We start from the raw sequence: 24,097 nt of genomic DNA, 5'->3' as shown, positions 1-24,097 counted from the left end.
TATTATAATTTTAAAATACGGTAAAATAATAGCACGAATAAAATGCTATTTTTTAATTTAATTCCGGAGGAAAAGCAAATGAAGAAAATTTTAACAGTTTTATCTGCCGTAATTTTTGGAACAGCTGTTGCCAGCGCGCAGGTTTTAAGTTCACAGCAGATGAAAAACACGGCCTGGATTGGTTTTGGAGCACCAATCGACGGCAGCGCAACATTTTATGGTTTTACAGATACTTTCCAAGCAAGATTTGACCGCGGAAATTTTACTATTGAAGGCATGCTCAACTGGAGTTTTCTTGCAAATTACGACAACGAAGGCGATGTAGATAATTTTGTTTTTGGAACTTCAAACGGCAACCCTCTTTCGCTCAAATACGGCACAAGGGGAAGTTCTTCATATCATGCAGGTGACAACACCTTGTCAAAGGATGCTTATGCGGTTGCAACTGCTACAGGCACAATTCTGAACAATCAGGCAAATGTTTCAAATACAATCCAGGATTCTTACTATGTAAATTTTATCTGGCATCCTAAAAAGAATTTTGATATTGGCGTTGGAACAAAACTCAACTGGCAGGTAGGCCCAGCCCCTCGTTACGGAAACTGGCTTTGGGAATCAGATGCTCACGTTCGTCAGGGCGGTTTTTCAACATCTTACGACGACAGATCAGGCAGCGCATTCCAGACTTCTTCAGAAGCGACCGGTTCTTATAAATTCAATGTTGATAAACCAGGTTCTGCCGATGTTGTAGGATTTATTCCTTATGCAAACAAATACGCTAAACGTGCGCTCGGCGTACGATACAATTACAATTCAAAAGACTTGAAATTTCAGGTCGGAGCTGCAATTCCAAACGGATTCAACACAGACGATCCTGCTATAAACCTTGGTATTCAAGTTGCACCAGTAAAATGGCTCAGCGTTGCAGCAACACTCGAAGGAGCATTTGAAGAAAAGGCGAATTTCTATTCGGGCGCTACAATCGGAGCTGAAAACTTTGTTCTTGACCTTTACATTGCAGCAGATTCCCTGTTTTCTGACGCAGACGATGACGAAGCCTACGGTGCAGGAGCTGCAATCAACTTTATAATTCCAAACACAAAAATCAACCTCCGCCCGGAAATCGGCTTAAACTTCTTTGAAAACAGCCATTACGATTTTGCCTGGTACACAGGAGCAGCGCTTTCGTTTGCAATTAACAACAAAACGGGATTCAATTTGTGGGGCTCTTGGGCACAGGGTTCAAAAGACGACCGTTGGGCTGATCACAATGTTTCAAAAAACTGGAACGGTGGTCATGTTTTAAATCTCCGTCCGGAACTTACATACGATTTTTCAAAAAATACAACTTTTGCAGTTTATGCCGACTTTGAACAGAGAACTGCATTTGACGGCGAAAACCGCAAATGCTGGTCAAGTGGTGTATTTATGACATACATTTTCTAAAAAATGTTTTTCATACTGCCATTTCGGATTTGAGCCGGAAAAAACATCCTGTAAGACGTCCCTCAAATTTGGAATACAAACTTTTAGAAAATGCCTGTGCTTTTTTTTGCGCAGGCATTTTTTTTTAATTGTCCACGCCAAGACCAAAAAGTGCAAAATCTCCGCGTGCAGGATCTCCCGGAAAATATTCATTCATTTTTTTTGACAGTGCGACAGCGGTTTTTAAGTTTGCAGAAGAAGTTTTTTCGATAAGTGAAAATTTTACGGCTTCCTGCATTACGTGGGTGTCCAATGGAATTAAAAGCCTGTTTTTGTCGTACCATTTCCACAACCCCAAATCAACCGGTGAGTTTTCGCGAACCATCCACCTTAAAAACATATTCAATTTTTTTGCGGCTCCATTTTTTGAATGGCAAATCAAGGCACAGTTGCCGTAAAAACTTTCGGCAATAACAGAATGAAGAAAAACACTTTCTTTATTTTGAATATTTTTAATTGAATTTTCCCATTTTTCCTTAAAAAATTCGCCTAAGGTTTCTTTTTTACTTAAAAAAATCTGCAAATTCCTAAAAAAATTCTTCATATCCAAAAAAGTGTACATTCTGTAAAACGACTTTTTGCTTTCATCAAAAATTTTTTCATATTCTCCGTCTAAAACCCATTGAGCTGGAGTTTTTTTTGATTCTTTTATTTTGTCAAGAATAATTTGAATATGAGAAAGAATCTGCTCCCGCCTTCCAAACGCCAGATTTGCCGACAAAAAAGCGACAATTTCCGCATCTCTGACAGTTCCACCGTTTTGAGGCAAAAATTTATGCATAAACTGCGATGGATCTTTTTGCAAAAATTCAGGAGTTTCGTATTTATCAGCAAGTAAAATGATTTTTTCTTTTAAGGACAGGCACATTTTGTAATCTTTCCCCAAAAAAAACGGACTGTCAAACAAGTTCGATTTTTAACAGCGATTGACTTTTTTACCAACATCGCTACCACTCTTACTTTTTAACAAGTCCGCTTTTGTATAAGTTTAAATTTTATTTGTTAAGAATGAATTCAACACGACGGTTTTTCCACCAGTTGTCTTTGTCGCTTCTTGCAACAACTGGCTGACTTCCACCGCGACCAACAGCTGTAAGCCGGACAGAATCTACTCCGTTTTTCTTAAGCTGTTCCTTTACAAACTCAGCACGTTCCTGGGAAAGAGGTTTAAGAGCTTTTCCGTACTGTACAGTATCTTCAATTTCTTCTGTTTCAGTTCCAGAAACGTTGTTCGCGTGTCCTTCGATTGTTACAGTGTAATTTTTGAATTTGTTCAAAATTTCTGAAATTCTCTTGAGAACACGTTCGTTGTTTGTCTTTTGAGCAAGTGTAATTCCGCCCTTTATTTCATCTTCGGTCTTAAAGTCTGCTGCGTCTGAACGGAAGATGATTGATGGAACTGCCATCTTGAGGACATCGCCAACACGGATTACAAGAACGTCTACGCTGATTTTTCCTTCTACAGTACTTGTCATACCGAGAGTATCAGTTGCTGTAAATACATAAGGATAATCCATTGCAGACTGAACGAGTTCACCGTTGTTTCCGCGTCCGTCCCAGACAAGCCGTTCTGTAATCGTTGATTTTCCATTTACAGTCCAGAATGTTTTTCCGTTTTCTGGATCTTTTACAACAAATGACCAGTTCTTTAACGGAACAGTGCTGTTTCCTTTAAGCTGAATGTAAAGGTCATCGTCTTCGCCGTCATTGTCTGGAGAGAAATAGCGGGGCGCTGTTTTTACAGAAAGCTGAGGTGAAGTTACAGTACAGATAAAAGCAGAAGAAACGGCATTTACAGTATTTCCTTTTTCGTAAGAAATTGAAAGGTTTCCAGTAAATACGCCTTCGGCAATTTTTCCGTCAGCATCGTTTCCGTCCCAATTTATTACGGCTGGCAAATCTTTTGACAGTTCGTTTGTCCACTGTCTTACAACCTTGCCTTCTGCGCTTGTAATTGCAAATTTCCATTCAGAAATTCCATCGGCAACACTCGTTCTTACAGTAAATTTCTGAATATCGGCAATTCCATCTCCGTTTGGAGCAAAGTATTCAAGATCAGCAGTTACATAAGCCTTTGTTTCGCGCTTGTCAACTTTTAGACCAGCAATTTTTGCATCGGCGCGGTTTCCAGCGGCATCAACCGAAGCAAATACAATATTGTAAAGACCGTCCACAACCTTGTTTCCGCTGTCGTCCGTTCCATCCCATTCAAAATTCGGAACCTTGCCCTTCCATTCGTAAGATTTTACAACATTGGCTTTTGAATCAACAATTTTTGCAGTCCATTTTTCTTCGTAAGATGAATTTACAGTTACAGGAACAACATCTCTGTTTCCGTCGCCGTCTGGAGAAAATACTGTATAAGGAACAGAAATCTCGATTGAAGGCGCAATGCTGTCAATTGTAAACGGCTGGCTTGAAGCAGAAGCCTCGGAACCGTTTTTAGATTTTACAGAAAGCTTTGCAGAATAACTGCCGTCTGCACATCTGCTTCCGTTCGAAGCAAGACCGTTCCATTTTATTTCTGAAGGAAGAGATTTTTGTGAATTTTGACCCCAAACCAGTTCTCCGTTTTCGCCATGAATTTCAAGAGAATAATGCTCTATTTCGCCACTTTTTACTACTGGAACAAATTTAACGCTTGCCGAAGCTGGATTGAATGCGGCTGGGCTTACAGTAAGAATAAGTTCGGTTTTGCTTGTATCAAGCGCAAAGTGAGGAGATTCGATTTTTGTTGAATTTCCTGCAGCATCGTTTGCCGTCAAAACGTATTTATAATTTCCGTCTTTTGAAAGGATATTTTTTGAATCAAGTCCGTCCCAACTTAATTTTTCCGGCAAATATGAACCAAATTCAAACTTTTTTACAACATTTCCCTCTAAATCAAAAATTGTTCCTGTCCAGTCCGAAATCGGCGAAAGTGAATTGCTTACTGTCGCCTGTGCAATTTCGAGCAAATCAAGATTGCCATCTCCGTCTGGAGAGAAAGTTGAATTTTTAATTGTTACAGTCGCACTCGGAGCGGTGTTGTCGAGAGTGAATACAGGAGACTTTAATGGATCAGGTTCAAATCCATTGAGATATTTTGCCGTAACCTTCGCGTAGTAAGTTCCTTCAGGAGCAACCTGTTCAGAGTCAGTTTTTCCGTCAAATTCAATATTTTCTGGAGGGTTGTCAGTTCCAGAATAAGTGCGGATCGCGTTTCCGTTCTTGTCTTCGATTGCAACCTTCCATTCAACAAGTTTGTTTCCTGTTTTTGCCTGATTTGGAACAGGAATTTTTACATTGAATAAAACAGTATCGTTTACGCCATCACCATTTGGAGAAAAATATCGGTTTCCGCTGAGAGTGATGTTTACAGCAGGTTTTTCTGCGGAATAAATGATATTTGAAATCATAGCCGGCGCAGAAACATTTCCCGCACGGTCTGTTGCAGTAATTCTGTAAGAATAAACACCATCTTTTACAAAAACACCGTTGTCGTCAGTTCCTGCCCAATCAAATTTCAGAGGTTCGCTTTCTGTCCATTTAAACACGCGGACAGGAACTCCGACCGAATCGTAAAAAGTTCCAGTCCATAAATCTTCAAGCGAACCAGACTGTTTTATTGTAAGAACAGATTTTGCTCCTTCACCAAAGATTTTTGCATCCTGGCTTGGCTGAACAAGTTCAATTTCTGGAGCAGTATTATCAACAATTACGACAAAATCTCTTGTAGAAGCAGTGTTTTGGTTGTCGTCGGTTGCGCTGAAAGAATAGTAATATGTTCCGTCTGGAGCAGTTTCGCCGTTATCCATAACGCCGTTCCAAACTACAGTTTCCGGAATTGTTACACCAGTTTTTGGAGCAACAAGCTGCTTAAAAAACTTTTTGAGTCCGAGTTTTTCTGGGCGTTTTTCTTTATTTCCGATTGTGCGGACTACTTCGCCCTTTTCGTTTTTTACGGTAAAACTCCATTCGGTCACGTAGCGTTTTTCTTTTATCTGAAGAGGAACTTCAAGAACGTCCTGAACGCCATCGTTGTTTGGAGAAATATAAACCGGGCCTTTTTCCGCAAAAACCGATGCTGAAAAAGCAAGTGCCAATGCTGCAAAAAAATATTTTTTATTCATAACTATTTTTCTCCCCAAAGGATTATTTCTGGAGCCTGAGTGTCTTTAAGACCGAGGTTGATTTTTGCTCCAGCGCTGACCGCATTCACGTTTTTGTAAAACTGCTTCCAGGCGCCACTTACGGTCATTTCGCTTTGTTCCCAGCCTTTTTTTGCCAAAAGAGAGCCACCCTTAGAATTAAATTTGAACTGGAAACTTACTCCGACAGAAGGCAATATATTTTTTGAACCTTCAGAAAATTCTCTGGCATCGTATTCCCACGAAGAACTTACTTTTACAACGTCAGCAAAAAGCATCTGGAGACCTGCATCGCACACAAAATTTTGGAACGAAGGAAAAGAAAAATCAAGGCTTGCTCCAGCCTTAAAATTATTTTGCTCAAAGAAAGTTGCGGCTGCTCCCATTTTTGGAGTTGCAATTCCCGGCCATTCAGACGCTTCGCTACCTGTAATTCCAAGAACAGTCGTATTTCCGAGTTGTTTTCCAATATTTAACAGAACTGCGCCAAAACGAATGTCTTTTAGAATTCCAGCTTCGCCAAATTCATAAAAAGCACCCAAATTTACGTCACCACGCCAATCAGAATTATGACCGTAAAAAACTCCGAGCTCGGCACTCACTCCAACAGAAAGCTTGTCTGTCACATCCTTTGAAACATTTGCCGTAAAGTTAAAAGAATTTCCCAAATGCATGTCGTAAAACGGCACAAAAACGCCCTGAACTAAAAATGAAGAAACGCACCATCTTGAAGGAAGAAGAATACCGCCTTCAAAAGCTCCTCCTACAGATTTATCAGATTCGTCCTTGCTATCAAAAAGCATTGTTCCTGAAAGCTTTAAAACAGCGCGCTGTTCAAAAGCCGTAAGAGCAGGATTATTTACGACAGAATCTGGAGAAACCGAAAACAAAGCTCCACCAGCAGAAGAATTTCCTTCGCTCAAAAGTTCTGGAGAAGAAATGCGAAGAAGATTTTGTCCGCCTGCTGGAGGATTATACGCATACAAGGCTGCACCAGCACACAAAACGGCGGATGCGATAATTTTTTTTAACATACATAAACTCCTGTATTTTTACCTGAAATAAAAACTGAATCAGATAAAACAGTTTTTTAGATTATAATATTTTCTATTAAAAAATTCTCGATATTATCAATTATAGAACAAAAAAAATATAAAGAGGTTTCTTTTGTAAATCATTTTTACTACAAATCTCTAAAATTGCAATTTTTTTCGGCAAATTTTATAATAGTTTTTATGAAAGCAGCCCTTTATTTAATTCCGAACAAACTTGGCGAAAACACAGAAATTGAAAGCGTTATTCCAACAAAAAATATCGAAACAGTAAAAAATATACGACACTTTATTGTAGAAAGCAGAAAGTGCGCAGTTAGATTTTTGATTGAACTTGATAAAAATTTTCCGATAGACGAATGTACTTTTACAGAACTAAGCGAACACACAGACGAAAAAAAAGATTTAAGCAAAATTTTAAGTTTTCTTGAAAAAGGCGAACCTATGGGAGTTTTGAGCGATGCCGGCTGTCCTGCCGTAGGAGATCCTGGAAGCAGGGCTGTTGAAATTGCCCATAAAAAAAATCTTGAAGTAATTCCGCTGACAGGTCCAAATTCAATGATTATGGCAATTATGGCGAGCGGTTTTAACGGACAGAATTTTGCTTTTAACGGTTATCTTCCGGTCAAAAACGGCGAACGCGAATCAAAACTTAAACAGCTTGAAAACAGAATGTACAAAGAAAACCAGACTCAGCTTTTTATCGAAACTCCTTACAGAAACGAAAAAATGTTTGAGGCAATTTTGAGAAGCTGCCGTCCGGAAACAAAACTTTGCGTTGCGGCTGGAATTACAACAGAAAAACAGTTTATAAAGACAAAAACAATTACTCAGTGGAAAAAAACTCAAAAACCTGAAATTTCAAAGATTCCTGCTATGTTTTTAATTTACAAATAAAGCTAAAAAATGCGTTAGCGGCGGGAAGGGCGTGCAAGGCACGTTGCGGAACGAAGTGGAGCAATGCAGGCGAAAGCCGGAACCCTGGACAAAGCGGCCTGCAAATGCAGGCAACGCCCTGTTTTTTCTAATCTTTTCTTTTTCCGAAAAGTTTTAAAAGTGCAAGCAAAATATTTATAAAGTCGAGGTAAAGTTCAAGAGCACCAAGGATTGCAACTTTTTTGTAATCGTCCGTGTTTTTTGAATTTTCGGCTGTTTTTAAGATTTTCTGGCTGTCGTAAGCTGTGAGCCCCGTAAAAACAAGAACTGTAGCAATGCTTACGAGCAAATCCAGCATAGCAAGTGGCGCTCCTGTAAAAAATCCCAAGATAAAATGAAGGAGAGTTGCCAAAAGGATTCCCAAAAGCCCCATAACACAGTAACGGCCAAGTTTTGTAAGGTCGGCTCTTGTTTTTGAACCGTAAATGCACATTACGACAAAAGTAGCCGATGTTGCAAGAAAGGCGTTTGCAATTGATGCAAGCTGGTAAACTGCAAAAATACTAGAAAGCGAAATTCCGTTTATAACAGAATAAAGTATAAAAGAAAATCTTGCCGTAAAGACGCTCATTGTACGAATTTTTGCTGTTAAAAAAATTACGACAGCGATTTCGAGGAAGCACAAAAGCTTAAAGCCCATGCCACGTCCTGCAAAAAGCATTTTGCCAAGATATGAAAACTGCGCGCGTCCGTCCGATGTCTGGATAAAAATATTTTCAGCCGTAAAATAAGCGACAACTGCGCTCAAAAAAAGTGCAAATGCCATCCAGCCGTAGCAACGGCTCAAAAACTGTGATTTTTCCGCAACTGTCAAGCGGAGCGATTTTGTCTGTGTCATAAGCAAAAAAACCTCGAAAATCAGATTTTAAAGCAACTCCAAAAGCCCAAAACAAACTTCTGGAGTTTTTGCTTTAAGGTTCTTTATTTTAGCAATTCTGCAATTTCAGGTCTATTCCAACGGGCAGCCATTTTTGAAGGAGTTTCGCCGCTAAGATTTTTTGCAGTACGGTCAAGTCCAAGTTCAAGAAGATGCCTAACCTGAACATCGTTTGCAAGTCTGGCCGCATAATGCAGAATTGAGTCTCCGGCGGTGTCGGTTTTGCGCGCGTTGTACTTACAAATTGCATCAAGAATTTCGACATTTCCGTTTTTAAATGCGTTTGTAAGAGCGTTATCGCCAGTTATCGTTGCTGCAAACGGGTCTGCTCCGCGCTCAATCAAAGTAAGGGCAAGGCTTTTTTGACCATTAGTAATCGCCATATTGAGCGGAGTTACGCCTTTTCCATTACGCTGGCTTACCGGATAGCCCATTTTTATAAGTGTATCGAGTTTTTGCGCAGAAACTTTCTTTTCTACGGCAATGTGAATCGGAGTATTTCCGTCAGAATCGACAATGTTGCGGTTTGTACCGAGAACAGCCTTCAGTACAGTTTCATCATAATTCAAAACAAGGCTGAACGGACTGTCGCCGTAAGTGTCGCGGCTGAGAGGATTTCCGCCTGCAGAACGAATCAAATCTATGATTTTTATATTTCCGCCTAAGGCCGCTTCATGGAACGAATTGCGTCCGTTCATTTCCTGAATAAGCGGATTTGCTCCTTTTTCGAGCAATAAGCTTACCATTTCTTCGTTTCCGCTCTGGATTGCATCCACAAGAACAGAACGACCTGTCACGTCAGTAGAATTTACGTTTGCTCCGTTTTGTATAAGAAGAACAGCCATCTGCCTTTTATCCGAACGGCAGCAGTCGCTCAAGGCGGTTTTTCCGGAAAGGTTTTGAGAGTTTATATCGAATCCAAGAGAAATTACTGACTGCGCAGCCTGAAGACTGTTCCATTTTACAGCATAGTGCAACGGAGTGTTTCCAAGATGATCGCGTGTAAGGTTTGAGCGGGTGTCCGTAATTATTCCGTTTTCGACAAGAATATTTATTGTCGAAGGTGAATCAGCCTTTACGGCTGCAAAGAGGGCGGATTCTCCATTTGCATTTACAGCATTCACATTTGCGCCTTTTTGAATAAGGGCAGAAACAGCTTCGTCGAGTTTCCATTCGCATGCATAATGAAGAGGCGAATTGCCAGAACCGTCAGAAGCGTTCAATGTCTGGCTAGTAATAAGCCAGTCTTGCACTTCTCCACCCTGAGTCAGGGCAATGCGAAGAGGAGAATTATTTTCTGTGTTTGAAGCAAAAATATCGGCATTTTTTGAAAGCAAAAGGTCGCCCACATCTTTTTTGTTTTTGCGAACTGCAAGGAAAAGAACAGAATCTCCGTCTTTATTACGCGCGTTTACGTCTGCTCCAGTTTCTACGAGAAATTTTATGTAATCGAACGAACTGTCTTTTATAAGAGCAATATGCAAAGGAGTATTTCCTGCACTGTCTTTAGAAAGCACGTTCTGAGGAGTAATTAAAGTTTTGAGCATACCAATCGAAGGACTTTCGAGCGCACGAGTAAGAGGTGTGTTTCCTTCCATATCCTCTGCATTTATATCTGCACCTGCGCGGGCATAAAAAATAACGTGTTCAGTGTTGTTTTTTTCGATTGCAAGGCTGAGCGGAGTTACACCTTTTTTATTTCTTTCGTTTACAGGCGCTCCATGGTTTATCAGAACAGAAAGCACCTCTGTTTTTACAGCAGCCATTGTGCAGACATGAAGAACCGTATCGCCATACATATCTTTCTGAGTAACATCGGCACTCGCAGCCAAAAGCACGTTGTACATTTCAAGCTGTTTTTCCTCAGGAACTATAAGCAGGAAAGGCGATTTTCCGACAGCGTCGATGGCATCAACCTTCGCACCAGCATCGAGCAAAATCTTTGCAATTTCTACGCGTCCATAACGAACAGCCTCATGCAATGGAGTTGAGCCGGCAATATCCTGAGCTTGCAAAATATCCGAAATACGGACAGGAGTTTTTTCGTTAAGAAGGTAATTTACAATTCCCGTATGACCGAGAATCGTCGCAAGATGAAGAGGAGTCTGTCCGTCGGCAAAACGCAACATCGTATTGTGGGTGCGTACAGAATCTTCAAAATAAGAAAATTCTCCGCGTTCACATTCGCAACCAGCCTGTAAAAGCGTAGCTGCAATTCTAACAGGAATCGTTTCGTCTGCACGCTTATAGCACAGAGAAAGAGGAGTGTCGCCTTCATTGTTTTTTACAGAAAGCGGAAGCTGCTTTTTAATGCAAAAGTCTATTGCTTTTTCGTCGTCCGTCCGCACAAAATAATGGACAATCGAATCTCCATTTATAGCGCGAATCTGGCCAGTTTTTTCGGTAATCATTACTTCATACCAAAGTTCATTTTTTGCGAGCGCAAGCTGGAGGGCAGAATTTTCAGAAGCATCCTTTGCAAAAATATTCGCTCCCATCTGAATTAAAATTTTTGCAGATTCAATATTGTCATTTTTTACCGCAACCAAAAGCGGAGTATCGCCGTCTGCATTTTCAATTTCCGTGCTGGCATTTTTAAAGGCAAAAAAAGCAATCAAATCAGCTTCGTTAATTCGTGCGCAGACATGAAGAGCACTGTCGCCGTTTTTATCCTGAGCGTTAATGTCGGTTTTTGTAATAAAAAGCCCTTTTGCTTCTTCGTAACGACCTTCTTTCAGCAATTTTTGAACAGACTCATCTTTTTCAACTGCCGTCGAATTGCATGAGAAAAAAGCAAAGCAAAAAAATAAGGCAAAAAAACTAAATATTTTTAAATTTTTCATGCTGTCTCCCGTAATTTTCAGGTAAAATTTCTTTGTTTAATTATCGGAAGAAAAAAATCGAAGTTAAGAAAAGTTGAATACTAAATCAAGAAAAACCTACAACTTTTTTGCAAGTTCCAGAAAACGTCTGAAAGCCGAATTCTGTTTTTTTAATTCCCGGGAACCGCGCGTAATTTTGCATAGCGACATTCCAAATTTTCTAGCAATTTCGCGCTGAGTAGTGCCTTTGTCAATTTCCTTAACTAAAAGCCAACGAGTCGCAAAATCCCTCATTTCTGCAGGAGTAAAAAGGCAACCGAAAAAATCATAAATTGTCTGTGGATCATTGTTTTTTGCAATTAAATTACACATTTCGCGCAAACCGTCATCAAGAAGCGCTTTGCGTTCGTTTTCTGAAATTTCGTCCTGTTCCATAGAAACAATTATCTTACAAAAACAGCAAAAGGTCAAATTTTCAAAATTTTGGAGCTCATTTTCTGTCAATCCGGCTCTGCACGGTTCCGCTTCCGCTGCATTTTTGCGGCAATTTCGCACAGCTCAATCACCGCAAAAACTTACGCCGTTCCGATCCGGGCTAAGCTTTCCCTTAAAGCAGAATTTTTTTACAGACAAAAACATCGAACCTTGTGTCCGTTTTCCAAAAACTCCCATTCCGGCAAAGATTTTTGACATTTTTCTATTTTTTTTGGGCAGCGATGAGCAAAAGGACAGCATTCCAAAGCTTCCAAAGAACTTTTTACTTCGCCTTCATTCTTAAACGATGTTTTTCCGCCTTCCGCTCCGGCAAACAAAAGTTTTGAATACGGATGCAATGCCGTTTTGTAAAAGTCTTCGGCATTTCCTTCTTCAACCAAAACACCACGGTACATGACGCCGATTTTGTCGCAAAAATAACAGCTTACGCGCAAGTCATGAGCAATAAAAAGACAACTTAAATTTCTTTTTGAGCGGATTTCCTGCAAAAGATTTAAAATCTGTCCCTGAATCGAAACATCAAGGGCAGAAACAACTTCGTCGCAAATTAAAAGTTGTGGCTGCATCAAAAGTCCGCGTGCAATGGAAATTCTCTGCCTCTGTCCACCAGAAAATTCCGAAGGTCTGCGTTCAAGATCAGATTTATCAAGACCGACTTCCTCCAAAATTTCTTCCGCCAGTTTTTTCAGTTCTTCTTTTTTTATTCCTTTTTTTTCGTGTTTTAAGCCATCTGTCAAAATCGAAAAAACTGTCATTCTTGGGTTTAATGAACGCGCAGGATCCTGAAAAATATATTTTATCAGTGAAGAATTCTTCTCATTTTCGTTTTTTCGATTTTCTGAACTTTTAAAAACTATTTTTCCGCTATCCGGCTTGTACATTCCGACCAAAAGTTTTGCAACCGTAGATTTTCCGCAGCCGGACTCGCCGACAAGACCGTAAGTTTTTCCGCGTTCAATTTCAAAACTCACATTGTTAAGCGCATAAACAAACCTGTCTTTTCTGGCAAAAAAGCCTGATTCAAGCGAAAATTTTTTCGTCAGATTTTTTACTTCAAGAATATTGTCTTTTTTTTCTGAAACTTTTTCATTCATTCTGACTTTTCTCCACCGGCAGAAACAACATAACACTCGCTTTCCGTATTTTTACACTGCTTTTTAGCAAACAAACATCGCGGAGCAAACGGACAGCCAGGTTCTGGCTTTGCGGGATCAGTCACTCGTCCTGGAATTGACGAAAGTTTTTGCTCAGAATAATGCATTCCAAAATGCGGTGTCGAAGCAAGAAGCGCTTTTGTGTAAGGATGCTTTGGCGAATTAAAAACTGTCTGGCTTTCTCCCTTTTCCATGATTTTTCCGCCATACATTACAATCATTCTGTGGCTTAGCCGAGCAACAAGTTCAATGTTGTGACTTATAAAAATAATTGAAAGTCCGCGTTTTTTATTCAAGGTGCGCAACAGTTCCTCGATTTGAGACTGAATCGTAACGTCGAGAGCAGTTGTCGGTTCGTCCGCAATCAAAAGTTCGCAGTTTTGAGCAAGAGCAAGCGCAATTCCAATTCTCTGAAGTTGTCCGCCAGAAAATTGATGCGGAAAATTTTTCAAGCGATTTTTTGCATCTGTAATTCCAGTTTCTTCAAGAAGAGAACAGGCTTTTTCGTCAGATTCTTCTTTCGTAATTTTTGGCTCAAGGTTTTTTAGGGTTTCAAAAAAGACCGAGCCGATATTTTGAAGAGGATCAAAGGCTCGCGAACTCTCTTGAAAAATCATTCCAATTTTTTGTCCGCGGATAAACCTCATCTGGGAATTTTTCAAAGCCGCAAGGTCGATAAATCCGTCCGAAACGCCATCTGTTTTTTTGGGAGTTTTTTCAAAAATTTTGCGACAAAGCTCTTCATCATTCCTGCAATTAAAATAAATATGTCCAAAAACACTGGCATTTAAAGGCAAAAGCCCCGTAATTGCGGTTGTAGAAACAGATTTTCCAGAACCAGATTCGCCTACAATCCCTAAGATTTCGCCTTTTTTTACGTCAAACGAAACTCCGCGCACAGACTGAACATTCACTTTTTGCTTTCCACGCTGAATTAAAAATTCAACCCACAGATTCCGCACGCTGAGTAGATTTTTTTCATCGCCCTTAAAAAATTCATTTTTTTGTCCGTTTTCTTTCGATTTTTCCGAACGAATTTTTCTTCTCTTAAAAACAACACTGTACGGATCAAAATAATCCCGCAGCGCGTCTCCAAAAAAATTGAATGCAAGTGTTACGCCCAAAAGCAAAAAAACAGGAATCAAAAGCCACGGAAAATTTTTAAGATTTGACAGTGTTGAAATTTCGCGGTTTATCATCGAGCCCCAACTTACAGCAGGATCTGAAATTCCAAGCCCAAGATAAGAAAGAGTTGTTTCGCTCATAATAAAACCTGGAATCGAAAGAGTTGTACTTACAATCAAAAGACTCGAAATTTGAGGAATTATGTACTTAAAAATAATTATTATCGAAGGAATTTTTTCAAGTTGGGCGTTCTGAACAAATTCTTCACGTTTTATCGAATGAACCATTCCTCTAAGAGTGCGTGCGCTGCCTGGCCAGCCGACAAGGCTTAAAATCAAAGTGATTATCATATAACTCTGACCAGAATCCATACTTCCGTTTAAAAGTGAACGCAAAAACAAAATCAAATAAAGACTCGGAATAAGCATAAAAAATTCCGAAAAGCGCATTACCGTCCAGTCGACAATTCCTCCAAAAAATCCTGCAAAACCGCCAAAAACAATCGCCAGAAAAAGGCTTATTGCGCTCGCAACAAAACCGATTGTAAGAGATATTCGGCTTCCGTAAACAATCCGGCTGAACATGTCACGTCCAAGATTGTCTGCTCCAAACAAAAAAACAGGATAAGTTTCGCCGGTCAATTCATCAGACTGAACTCCAAAAAGGTGGCGTTCTGTCGGAAAAATTCCCAAAAGACGGTATTTTTCACCCTTAACAAAAAATTGAATTTTGTGATTTATTCCCTTTACTTTTGCGTACTGCCACGAAGACGGATTTAAAACGCGGAATTCACGTGCAACAAGACCTTTTTTTGAAAATTCAACATTTGCAGGATGAAAAGTTCCTTCTTCAAAACTCTTTGAAGGTGTATAAGGAGCAATAAATTCCGCAAAAATCATAAAAAGATACAAAATCAAAATAAAAATCACGGAAACAAGGGCGAGAGGGCGGACTTTTATGTAATCAAAAAGTTTTTTCATCATTCTTTTCCATAACGGATTCTAGGATCAACGACAGCAAGCAAAATATCGCTTATTACCATTCCGACCAAAACAAGAGCCGAAATAAACATACTGTTTGCCAAAACCAAATTTACGTCCTGTTGCATGACCGCTTCGTACATAAGACGACCGATTCCAGGATAAGAAAAAATAATTTCAAGGACGAGAGAACCAGAAAAAAGTCCAGCCAGAAGGTTTGCGCTTCCAGTTATGTAGGGATTGAGCGTATTTCTAAAAGCATGGGCAAGAAAAACACGTCTCTCAGAAATTCCACGGGCGCGGATTGCCATAATGTAAGGAAGTCCCATCTGATCGAGCATTGTCGAACGAATTGTGCGCATAGTTCCGCCAACTCCGCCCAAAAACGAAGCCAGAAGCGGCAAAAAAATATGATGAACATAGCTAAAAACAAATTTTCCAGGAGCGTCGGAAAAAGGAAAGTCTGGATAGGCAGTTACTGGAAAAAGCGAAGTTGCCGACGCAAAAAGCTGAAACAAAATCAAAAGAAGAATTCCTGGAAAAGCGTGAAAAAACAGCGCAAAAAAAGTCGCCGCAACGTCCGTTTTAGTACCTGCCTTGCTCGAAAAATAAACTCCGAGCAAAAACGAAAAAATCGTAATAAAGACGAGCGAAATCAAATTCAATGTAATCGAATTTACAATTCTGCTTTTTATCAAAAAACTCACCGGAGCGCGGCTTATAAGGCTTACTCCAAGGTCATGATTTACAATAACGCGTTTTAGCCATTTAAAATATTGAATCGTAAAAGGTTGATCCAGCCCCATTTCCGAGCGCAAAATCGCCATCTGATCTTCATTAAAAACTTTGTTGTTTGCAGTGCTTGCTCCGCCAGTTCCAGAAGTCTGGCTCATAATCTGCTGTTGCATCATCTGATCGACAATATCGCCTGGCGCAAGGACCATTAACGCAAAAAGCGCCCAGCCAAGCAAAAAAAGAATTACAAGCATTGTAACCAGACGCGTTAAAATAAAAGAACCGAGCGGAAATTTTGCTTTTAAAGAATATGCAGCTTCAAAAAAAACTTTTAATTTTTTCACAAAAATCTCCCGCCAAAACTCAATCTATTTAGACTGGGATTCGATATAAAGTTTTTCTGCAGGCTTAAGCTGTTCGCAAATAATCTTTTCAATTTTTTCTGGAAGTGCAGCCTGCTGTTCGCGCGAAAGCTCCGCGGTCGGAATTGGATCATGTACGGTTATATAAATCGTATTTCCGCGGCTTATCGTCTTTTTTTCTTCAAAAACCTTATATGAGCCTTCAATTGTCAAAGGCACAATCGGCGACTGCGACAAAAAGGCAAGTTTAAAACTTCCTGCCTTAAATTCATGATGAAGACCTCCTTTTGAACGGGTTCCTTCCGGAAAAATCACCTGCGAATATCCCTTTTTTACATTTTCCGCAGCATCGCGAATAGCCTTGACCGAAGCGCGCGGACTTTTTCTATCCATCAAAGTACAGTGCAAAAAGCGCATCCAGTCTTTTATCAGCGGAATTGAACCAATTTCTTTTTTTGAAACAAACGAAATAAATTTTGGAATATAACCATAAATCGAAGGAATATCCATATATCCCTGATGATTCGCAATAAAAACCACAGCCGAATCTTCAGGAAGTTTTTCAAGTCCATTTATGACAACCTTAGTTCCTGTAATTTCGCAGATAAAACGCGCCCACTGCGGCACAATATCCGCTAGAATCGCATCCATTTCTGCGATTTTTCCCTGTTTTTCGAGTTTTAAACACTGATGCCGAAGTTTTTCCCGTTTTAACATCCAGGCAAAAATTTTTATAACCGTAATCAAAATTTTAAACATAGGTGCATCTCCTTAAAAATGCAAAAAAATTAAAACAGAATCAGTATATCTGTAAAAATCCATTTCGTCATTATTTTGACAATCAGTTCTGTCAATCATTTCAAAAAAATATGCGTTGTTTCGGCACCGCCAACATTGTCAAAATAAACATTGCTCATATCCCAGCGGTTATTCAGCGCATAAAACGAACGTCCGCGCACAAGATAAATTACAGGACACTGCTCAAGAATAATTTTCTGGTATTCGTCCCAGTACGGCTTTGCTTTTTTTTCGTCAACAATACAAGACGCTTCGTTGTAAAGCCAGTCAATTCGTTTTTCCCAGTCGGTTGCAGGCGTTTTTTGAAGAGGATACCACATATGAAGGTTTCCGCCGCTAAGCCAGACATTCGAGCCTTGAGTTGGAAAGATTGTTCCGCCACTCAAACCAATAATCAGGCTCTGCCAGTCATAAGTTGCTGTAAGCTGCTCGACAAGACGCTGAAAATCCGTCTGACGCACATTCACTTCAATTCCTTCTTTTTTGCACTCATCTACAATTATTTGCGCAATATCCGACAAAGTGTTGCTCGAAGAAACAATCGTCAAATCAAATTCAACTTTATTTCCGTTCTGATCATACAAAAAACCGTCATCTTTCTTTTTAAAGCCAGCACTTTCCAAAAGTTTTTGTGCATGAGCGTGACTAAATCTATATTGAAGGAAAATTTCCTCGTTATAAAATTTATTCGCTACTGGAAAAAATGAATACTTTGGCTCAGCAAGCCCACGGTAAGTTTGACTTATAATTCGTTCTCGATTTAAAAGACAACTCATTGCCTGCCGGAATTCTTTCTTTGTAAACCATTCGTAGTATTTTTTGTCAGAATTCTGGGGATTTTGATTAAAAGTCCAAAACGCAGCGTCAAGATTTCCCGCACTCGAAAAAACAGAATATCCGTTTTCACCAAAATTGTCCGCTCCATTTACAAGATTTTCAAGCTGCTCAGGAGCTGGCGCATATTCTTCAATTTTTCCCTGCTTAAATAAAAGATACGAAGTATTGTTGTCCGCCACAATCTGACAGATTTTTTTGTCTGGATAAACAATCGACTTGCCTTCGGCATCTTTTTCCCAATAATCAGGATTTTTTTCATAGACAATTCTCTGTCCAGGCGTATATTGTGTCAAAAAATACTTTCCGCATGAAGGAATTTTCTTTGGATCGTCCGCCACGCTAAAAATCTGCCTTAAAGCAGAAACTCCGCCACTGTCCTTTGCCTTTTTGTAAATAAACGCAGGACCAAAACTCATATTAGTTGCTAAAATCGGCTCCGCCACAATTCTCGGAAAATGAAAAATAAATTTTCGTGAATCAATTTTTTCAATCGTAATTTCTTTTTCGCTTCCGTCTGGCATAGCCATAAAACGCGAATTGTACGCCGACGAAGCACATTCTTCATCACCGTAAATTTCATCGTACCAAAAAACAACATCATCGCTGGTAACTTTTACTTTTTGCTGAGAATTTCCGTAGAAGCTCCAGAAAATATCATCTCGCAAAGTGTAGATTACGTCGAGAGTTCCATTTTTTTCGTCAGTTGAAATTTCAAAATCTGCAAGCCTGGACTGCCATTCACGTTTTACATAATTGTAATCGACAAGGCTGTCCGTAAGATAACTTAAAATTCCAGAAGTTGCAGCATCACGTTCTGCAATCAAAAGATTAAAACTTTTTGGATCGGCAGAAATCGTTCCGTTCCAGACTCCACCGCTCTTACCGATTTTCCAACTTTCATCCTTAAAAGGTTTACTGATTGTTTTTGAGAGGATTCCGATGGAAGCACTTGAGCGAAAGGCATCAATTTCTTCAAGCGTCATTTCAGGATATTTTTTGCAGCCGGAAAAAATTGAAGAAAAACAGAAAATTGAAAATAAAAAAAACTCTGCACAACTTTTCATAACGAAAAAATTGTACTGGGAAGATTTGAAAATTGCAATTTTTCAAAACCGCACAAAAACTGTAAAAAATTGCAATGAATTGAAAATAAACGCAAAAAACGCAATAATGTTCTATATTTTTCACAAACAAATTCATTCAATAAATCTCAATCAAACCAAGGGAACCGCCATTTTTTTATTTTTTTGGAGATGCCCCCGTAAACCATTGACTTTTATTCACGGAGAAAAAGATGTACAAACCAGAGTTGCTTTACTCTCTAAAAGGCTATTCGCTCAAAAAATTCTCGCAGGATTTTATTGCAGGAATCATCGTTGGAATCGTAGCACTTCCTCTTTCAATCGCTTTTGCAATTGCTTCAGGATGCAGTCCAGAAACTGGACTTTATACGGCAATCATTGCTGGATTTTGTATTGCAGCATTTGGCGGAACAAAAGTTCAAATTGGCGGTCCGACAGGCGCATTCACCGTAATCATCTATGCAATCGTAAATAATCCGCAACTTGGATTTTCAGGACTCGCAACCGCGACAGTTTTAGCAGGAATTCTTCTTATTCTTCTCGGAGCTTTTAAACTCGGCGGACTTGTAAAATTCATTCCGTATACGATTGTTGTCGGTTTTACAGCAGGAATTGCAGTCACAATCGCAACGGGCCAAATAGGCGACTTTCTTGGACTTTCTCCGGAATTTCCAATGACGGTTTTGGGAAACGAATACACAAAAATGCCTGGAACCTTTTCCGGAAAAATTCTTGTTTACGCGGCTTCTCTCAGCACAATAAACTGGTATTCCTTTATAATGGCTGCCGTAAGCCTTGTAGCAATATTCTTGTGGCCAAAAGTTACAAAAAAAGTTCCTGGAAGCTTAATCGTGATTATTCTTGCAACCGTAATCCATATTTTTCTGAACAAAAACTTCGGTTTACAGACAGTTTTAATCGGCGACAGATATAAGATTCCTTCAGGACTTCCATCTCCAAAACTTCCAGCCCTTGACTTAATAACGATAAAAACAGTTTTTCCTACGGCAGTTTCGATTGCGGTACTGGCAGCAATTGAATCCCTTCTTTCTGCAGTTGTTGCAGACGGAATGATTGGCTCAAAACACGACTCAAACAACGAACTTATCGGTCAGGGAATTGCAAATATTTTCAGTCCGCTTTTTGGGGGACTTCCAGCTACTGGAGCAATCGCTAGAACAGCAACAAACATCAACAACGGTGGACGAACTCCAGTTGCAGGAATGGTTCATGCGGTTGTTCTTCTTCTGATTATGGTTTGCTTTGGAAAATATGTTGAATATATTCCTATGGCGGCTCTTGCAGCAGTTTTAATGCAGGTAGCGTGGAACATGGCAGGAATTCCAGCAATCCGTTCGCTCATAAAAGGCCAAAAATCAGACATTACCGTTCTTGCAGTAACCTTCCTTCTTACAGTTTTTGTCGACCTGACTTATGCAATCGGTGTCGGACTTATGTTTGCGGCATTCTTCTTTATCAAAAAGATGATTGATTTATCGGAAGTGCAGTCAGGAAGTCGCACAGTTGTCGTAGGAATCAAGGGAAACGGCAGCGAAGAACATATTGAGCTTCCAAAAGGCGTAATGGTTTACGAAATTGACGGACCTTTATTCTTTGGAACAGTACGAAAATTTGAATTTGCAATGGAAAGAGCCGGAGCAGACGTCAAGGCAATTATTTTTAGAATGAGAAATACTCTCTATCTCGACGCTGGTGGAATTCGTGCTCTTACACAGGCAAAAGCGGCCTGCGACAGAAAGGGAATTCAGATAATTCTCTCAGGAATTCACACACAGCCTTACATGCTCTGCGAAAAAACTGGCATGGCAGACAAAATCGGTCGTGAAAATATTTTTGACAATATTGAAGCCGCATTAAACCGCGCAAAAGAAGTTACAGAAAAAAAATAAAATGTATCTCTAAAAAACTCATTTTTTAGAAGTTTACAAGAATAGGTAGCAAAATGACAAAAACTGAAAAAAACACCGAAAACCAGAACAAAAATTCAAATTCGGAAAAAATCGAAAATTCATTTGAATACAAACTTGCAAAAGAACAGACTCTTGTTTATATCTGGCGCTCTGTCATGCAAGAATACATTTACAAAAACCAGGACATGCAGAAATTTTATGAACAGACAAAAGAAATTGCGCCTGCACGTTCAGATTTTTTTGTAAACTGGTTAAAGGCTTTTGTCGCAACAGCAGAACTCGACTTTAACGCTGCCACAGAATTTTACAAAAACGCATTCGATTCAGTTTCTCAAGCAGAAGAATATACAGGCAGATTTGTCCAGCAGGCATTTACCTTTTTTATGTACACGGAAAATAAAAAGCAGGCTCTAAAAGTCTGGGAATACGGAGTTTCTAAAAGAATGGTCGCTCCTTTGGACGAAAATTTCTTCAAAAATTTTAACGAAAAAGAGCAGTTTTGGACTCAGTTTGCGCCAAAAATGTTTAAAAACGAAAAACTGGCAGAAGAAAAAGCAATTGCCGACTACAAGCCAAACACAAAAAACAAGCTTTTATCAGCAATTCAAAATCCTGACTTAAAAAAATTTAAAACAGCGGCAAAAAGCGAAAATTTGAACACTCGCCTAATCGAAGGAATATCTCCGCTCTACTTTGCAATCCAGACAAAATCAACAATAAAAGGCGGAAGCAGTTCTTATGCAAAAGGAATGGCCGATTTCCGAACAAACCAGTTGCTTTCAAGTTTTGATCTAAGCCGCGCAAGCAAAGAACGGCTGGAAGAAGCATTTTTGACGGTAAGCCACAGCATGAAGCAAACATACATAGAATCTGGACTTGGAAAAATCATGTTCTATGCATATTATTGCCGTGACGAGGAAATTAAATCAAAACTTAACGAATTGAACAAAATAATTGACTTTATAATCGACTCAACAAAAAATCCAGATGAATTCAAAATCAATTCTGGCGCAAAAATGTCAAACACCGCGCTTTATCTCGCCGCCGAAACAGATGATGTAGAAACTGCAAAAAAGTTAATTCAAAAAGGCGCTGCCACAAACAAGGCAAATGGACGTGCAGATTTTTCATTTACAAAAAAAGACGGAACAAAAGTTCAGACTTCAATTCCAAACACGTTCATTTACAGGCTAATAAGTTTTCATAGCTGGAATACACTCGAAATGTTTTTGAATGATTTTCCAGAAATTGCAAAACCACAGATGACAGAAAAAACAGAAACTTCAAACATAACTCCCCTAGTTTTTTTAATTTTGACTCTCGTTTACGGTTCAAAAAACGAAAAAGTTTTCGAGCAAAATAAAAAAATTACGGACAGTCTTATCCCTCTTTTTCAGAAAACTGGAGCAAAACTCGAACAGAATACGGCATTTGGAACAGCAAAAGAACTTTTAGGACTTTAAAAAAGATGCAAAATCTGGGGAAAAAATTTATTAGGCAAAAAACTTGTCTTTAAGTAACTTTCATCATTATATTTTATTTTAGAGTTAAAGCTTAAAAAAAGGTAAAATAATGCAAAATGTAACTGAGGAAGAAATTAAACTTCCCGAAATAATAGAAAAAACTCTGTCGAATCCGGAAGATGTTTACAAAATCGCAATCCAGTTTCAGCAGATAATGATGATTTACGAAAGCGCCACAAAGCAACTTGAAACAAAACTCGACATTCTAAATAAAGAAAATAAAGTTACTGGTCGCAGAAATCCAATCGAAACCGTAAAAACTCGAATCAAAAGTCCACAGAGCATAGCTGGCAAACTCGAAAAAAAGCATCTGCCGTTCAACTTTGAATCAATGACAAAAAATCTCAACGACATTGCAGGAATTAGAGTAATCTGCCCTTATATTTCCGACATTTATAAAGTCCGCGACATTCTTTTAAAACAACCGGACATAAACTTAATTGAAGAAAAAGATTACATAAAGGCTCCAAAAGAAAGCGGCTACAGAAGCCTTCATCTTGTTGTTGAGGTTCCAGTTTATCTTTCGGAAACAACTCACAAAGTAAAAGTCGAAATCCAACTCCGCACAATTGCAATGGATTTTTGGGCAAGTCTTGAACATGAACTGCACTACAAAACCTCGACAAAGGTTCCAGAAAGCGTGCGCAGAGAACTGTTCCGCGTTGCCGAAACAATTGCCATGACAGACCGCGAAATGGAAGAAATTGCAATAGAACTGCAACAGATGGATTAAAGTTCGGTCGCTCCCCAAGAGTCTGTCATAAAATCTGGGTAATGAAAAATTTTGTAGAATAAGTTGTATGAAAAGAGATCATCATAACTGCAAAATAAATAATTATACCGATGATAATTGTAACTACAATCGCTGTTAAACATCCAGAGCCACTTAATTTTCAGCCTTGTACTTAAACCAGAAAGAACTTCACAGTGTCCGAATTTTATTTTTTTCCAATCACGGATTCAACAAGTTCTTCCAAATTTCTGTCGAGAACGTAATCTGTTTTTTCTGGTTCGCCTTCTATATGGAACGTTCCGTCTTCACTTTCAACAATAGCCTTTGAACTTATCGAAGTTAAGTCGGTAATATTATCTTTTGACTGAGCAAATCCAGCAAACATAAACGGACGTGTCGCTTCTTGATTAGAAAGAGTTTCTAAAGTTTCTAGTTCTTCAACTTCTTCAGTTTCTGGCAAATCATGAGAATCTTCTGATATTTCTATAAAGTCAGTTTTTTTCTGCTGTTCTACAATTTCGTCTTCTGGCTTTTGCATTTTTTGTTCTTCTTCGCTATTATCCTCGTCTTCGTCCAAAAATGAAAAATCTATTTTACCAACTTTAAAATCTTCTGCAAACTCAAAGTCTTCATCAAAATCCAATTTTTTTGGTTTTGGACTGCTAAACTCCAGTTTTTCACCATCAGCAAATTGAATTTCAGTGTCGTCCTCAGTCTCATCAACCGATTCAATTTCGTCTACGTTTTCGACTTCCTCAACTGGTTCAATTTCGTCTGCGTTCTCGATTTCATCTACCGATTCAATTCCGTCTGCGCTCTCGATTTCATCTACTGGTTCAATTTCGTCTGCGTTTTCAGCTTCCTCAACTGGTTCAATTTCGTCTGCGTTTTCGATTTCATCTACCAATTCAATTTCGTCTACGCTCTCGGCTTCATCAACTGATTCAATTTCGTCTGCGTTTTCAGCTTCCTCAACCGATTCAACTTCGTCTGCGTTCTCGACTTCCTCAACCGGTTCAACTTCATCTGCGCTCTCGATT

The 24,097-nt window shown here is 39.2% G+C and carries 16 protein-coding genes and 1 pseudogene; 5 read left to right on the top strand and 12 right to left on the bottom strand.

The window, feature by feature from the left end; genetic code table 11:
- The first annotated feature begins 78 nt into the window (after nucleotides 1-78).
- The gene (locus ACT6XC_RS06255; protein ID WP_443741194.1) at nucleotides 79-1,446 is read left to right on the top strand and encodes a hypothetical protein; all 1,368 of its coding nucleotides are present in this window, start codon (nucleotides 79-81) and stop codon (nucleotides 1,444-1,446) included.
- Nucleotides 1,447-1,570: 124 nt separating this feature from the next.
- Here ACT6XC_RS06255 and ACT6XC_RS06250 read toward each other — a convergent pair whose 3' ends face one another.
- The 3 genes from ACT6XC_RS06250 to ACT6XC_RS06240 form a co-directional block, all read right to left on the bottom strand.
- On the bottom strand, nucleotides 1,571-2,353 hold the full coding sequence (locus ACT6XC_RS06250; RefSeq protein ID WP_443741193.1) for a TIGR02757 family protein: 783 nt from the start codon (nucleotides 2,351-2,353) through the stop codon (nucleotides 1,571-1,573).
- Between the two features lie 127 nt (nucleotides 2,354-2,480).
- On the bottom strand, nucleotides 2,481-5,597 hold the full coding sequence (locus tag ACT6XC_RS06245) for a FlgD immunoglobulin-like domain containing protein (RefSeq protein ID WP_443741192.1): 3,117 nt from the start codon (nucleotides 5,595-5,597) through the stop codon (nucleotides 2,481-2,483).
- A 2-nt stretch (nucleotides 5,598-5,599) separates the two neighbouring features.
- Nucleotides 5,600-6,649: a hypothetical protein gene (locus ACT6XC_RS06240; RefSeq protein WP_443741191.1), complete on the bottom strand. Its 1,050-nt coding sequence runs from the start codon at nucleotides 6,647-6,649 to the stop codon at nucleotides 5,600-5,602.
- Nucleotides 6,650-6,850: 201 nt separating this feature from the next.
- Between ACT6XC_RS06240 and ACT6XC_RS06235 the strand changes: the two genes are divergently transcribed.
- Nucleotides 6,851-7,564, top strand: a complete 714-nt coding sequence (locus ACT6XC_RS06235; RefSeq protein WP_443741190.1) for an SAM-dependent methyltransferase — start codon at nucleotides 6,851-6,853, stop codon at nucleotides 7,562-7,564.
- Between the two features lie 127 nt (nucleotides 7,565-7,691).
- Here ACT6XC_RS06235 and ACT6XC_RS06230 read toward each other — a convergent pair whose 3' ends face one another.
- The 8 genes from ACT6XC_RS06230 to ACT6XC_RS06195 all read right to left on the bottom strand — a co-directional run bounded on the left by ACT6XC_RS06230 (nucleotide 7,692) and on the right by ACT6XC_RS06195 (nucleotide 18,852).
- Nucleotides 7,692-8,441 carry a Bax inhibitor-1/YccA family protein gene (locus ACT6XC_RS06230; RefSeq protein ID WP_443741189.1) on the bottom strand — a complete coding sequence of 250 codons (750 nt, stop codon included), beginning with the start codon at nucleotides 8,439-8,441 and terminating at the stop codon, nucleotides 7,692-7,694.
- 83 nt (nucleotides 8,442-8,524) lie between these two features.
- Nucleotides 8,525-11,323: an ankyrin repeat domain-containing protein gene (locus tag ACT6XC_RS06225; protein WP_443741188.1), complete on the bottom strand. Its 2,799-nt coding sequence runs from the start codon at nucleotides 11,321-11,323 to the stop codon at nucleotides 8,525-8,527.
- Between the two features lie 96 nt (nucleotides 11,324-11,419).
- Complete coding sequence (locus ACT6XC_RS06220) at nucleotides 11,420-11,737, bottom strand: Trp family transcriptional regulator (protein ID WP_078930435.1); 318 nt, start codon at nucleotides 11,735-11,737, stop codon at nucleotides 11,420-11,422.
- A 188-nt stretch (nucleotides 11,738-11,925) separates the two neighbouring features.
- Nucleotides 11,926-12,891 carry an ABC transporter ATP-binding protein gene (locus ACT6XC_RS06215; RefSeq protein WP_443737862.1) on the bottom strand — a complete coding sequence of 322 codons (966 nt, stop codon included), beginning with the start codon at nucleotides 12,889-12,891 and terminating at the stop codon, nucleotides 11,926-11,928.
- A complete protein-coding gene (locus ACT6XC_RS06210) occupies nucleotides 12,888-15,056 on the bottom strand; it encodes a dipeptide/oligopeptide/nickel ABC transporter permease/ATP-binding protein (protein WP_443741187.1) in 2,169 nt (722 codons plus the stop codon). The genes ACT6XC_RS06215 and ACT6XC_RS06210 overlap by 4 nt, the downstream gene beginning before the upstream one ends.
- The gene (locus ACT6XC_RS06205) at nucleotides 15,056-16,135 is read right to left on the bottom strand and encodes an ABC transporter permease (RefSeq protein ID WP_443741186.1); all 1,080 of its coding nucleotides are present in this window, start codon (nucleotides 16,133-16,135) and stop codon (nucleotides 15,056-15,058) included. Before ACT6XC_RS06205 ends, ACT6XC_RS06210 begins: the two co-directional genes overlap by 1 nt.
- Nucleotides 16,136-16,159: 24 nt before the next feature.
- Nucleotides 16,160-16,912 (bottom strand): lysophospholipid acyltransferase family protein, encoded by a 753-nt coding sequence (locus ACT6XC_RS06200; RefSeq protein ID WP_443737865.1) that lies wholly within the window; start codon nucleotides 16,910-16,912, stop codon nucleotides 16,160-16,162.
- A gap of 95 nt (nucleotides 16,913-17,007) precedes the next feature.
- Complete coding sequence (locus tag ACT6XC_RS06195; protein ID WP_443741185.1) at nucleotides 17,008-18,852, bottom strand: ABC transporter substrate-binding protein; 1,845 nt, start codon at nucleotides 18,850-18,852, stop codon at nucleotides 17,008-17,010.
- Between the two features lie 230 nt (nucleotides 18,853-19,082).
- Between ACT6XC_RS06195 and ACT6XC_RS06190 the strand changes: the two genes are divergently transcribed.
- The 3 genes from ACT6XC_RS06190 (at nucleotide 19,083) to ACT6XC_RS06180 (ending at nucleotide 23,057) form a co-directional block, all read left to right on the top strand.
- Nucleotides 19,083-20,780 (top strand): SulP family inorganic anion transporter, encoded by a 1,698-nt coding sequence (locus ACT6XC_RS06190; protein WP_443741184.1) that lies wholly within the window; start codon nucleotides 19,083-19,085, stop codon nucleotides 20,778-20,780.
- 53 nt (nucleotides 20,781-20,833) lie between these two features.
- Entirely contained in the window at nucleotides 20,834-22,264 is a 1,431-nt protein-coding gene (locus ACT6XC_RS06185; protein ID WP_443741183.1) for a hypothetical protein, read from the top strand.
- A 109-nt stretch (nucleotides 22,265-22,373) separates the two neighbouring features.
- On the top strand, nucleotides 22,374-23,057 hold the full coding sequence (locus ACT6XC_RS06180; protein WP_443741182.1) for a GTP pyrophosphokinase: 684 nt from the start codon (nucleotides 22,374-22,376) through the stop codon (nucleotides 23,055-23,057).
- Between the two features lie 205 nt (nucleotides 23,058-23,262).
- Here the strand turns inward: ACT6XC_RS06180 and ACT6XC_RS06175 are convergent.
- Nucleotides 23,263-24,097: pseudogene (locus tag ACT6XC_RS06175) on the bottom strand (hypothetical protein); the annotation flags it as partial.

Source organism: Treponema berlinense (assembly GCF_052273165.1).
GTDB lineage: Bacteria > Spirochaetota > Spirochaetia > Treponematales > Treponemataceae > Treponema_D > Treponema_D berlinense_A.
Note: the sequence above shows the minus strand (reverse complement) of the source record. Positions and strands in the feature narration are given on the sequence as shown.

Coding starts and splice junctions, on each gene's coding strand:
- ACT6XC_RS06255 (WP_443741194.1), top strand. CDS start 79: ATGAAGAAAATTTTAACAGTTTTATCTGCCGTAATTTTTGGAACAGCT.
- ACT6XC_RS06250 (WP_443741193.1), bottom strand. CDS start 2,353: ATGTGCCTGTCCTTAAAAGAAAAAATCATTTTACTTGCTGATAAATAC.
- ACT6XC_RS06245 (WP_443741192.1), bottom strand. CDS start 5,597: ATGAATAAAAAATATTTTTTTGCAGCATTGGCACTTGCTTTTTCAGCA.
- ACT6XC_RS06240 (WP_443741191.1), bottom strand. CDS start 6,649: ATGTTAAAAAAAATTATCGCATCCGCCGTTTTGTGTGCTGGTGCAGCC.
- ACT6XC_RS06235 (WP_443741190.1), top strand. CDS start 6,851: ATGAAAGCAGCCCTTTATTTAATTCCGAACAAACTTGGCGAAAACACA.
- ACT6XC_RS06230 (WP_443741189.1), bottom strand. CDS start 8,441: ATGACACAGACAAAATCGCTCCGCTTGACAGTTGCGGAAAAATCACAG.
- ACT6XC_RS06225 (WP_443741188.1), bottom strand. CDS start 11,323: ATGAAAAATTTAAAAATATTTAGTTTTTTTGCCTTATTTTTTTGCTTT.
- ACT6XC_RS06220 (WP_078930435.1), bottom strand. CDS start 11,737: ATGGAACAGGACGAAATTTCAGAAAACGAACGCAAAGCGCTTCTTGAT.
- ACT6XC_RS06215 (WP_443737862.1), bottom strand. CDS start 12,891: ATGAATGAAAAAGTTTCAGAAAAAAAAGACAATATTCTTGAAGTAAAA.
- ACT6XC_RS06210 (WP_443741187.1), bottom strand. CDS start 15,056: ATGAAAAAACTTTTTGATTACATAAAAGTCCGCCCTCTCGCCCTTGTT.
- ACT6XC_RS06200 (WP_443737865.1), bottom strand. CDS start 16,912: ATGTTTAAAATTTTGATTACGGTTATAAAAATTTTTGCCTGGATGTTA.
- ACT6XC_RS06195 (WP_443741185.1), bottom strand. CDS start 18,852: ATGAAAAGTTGTGCAGAGTTTTTTTTATTTTCAATTTTCTGTTTTTCT.
- ACT6XC_RS06190 (WP_443741184.1), top strand. CDS start 19,083: ATGTACAAACCAGAGTTGCTTTACTCTCTAAAAGGCTATTCGCTCAAA.
- ACT6XC_RS06185 (WP_443741183.1), top strand. CDS start 20,834: ATGACAAAAACTGAAAAAAACACCGAAAACCAGAACAAAAATTCAAAT.
- ACT6XC_RS06180 (WP_443741182.1), top strand. CDS start 22,374: ATGCAAAATGTAACTGAGGAAGAAATTAAACTTCCCGAAATAATAGAA.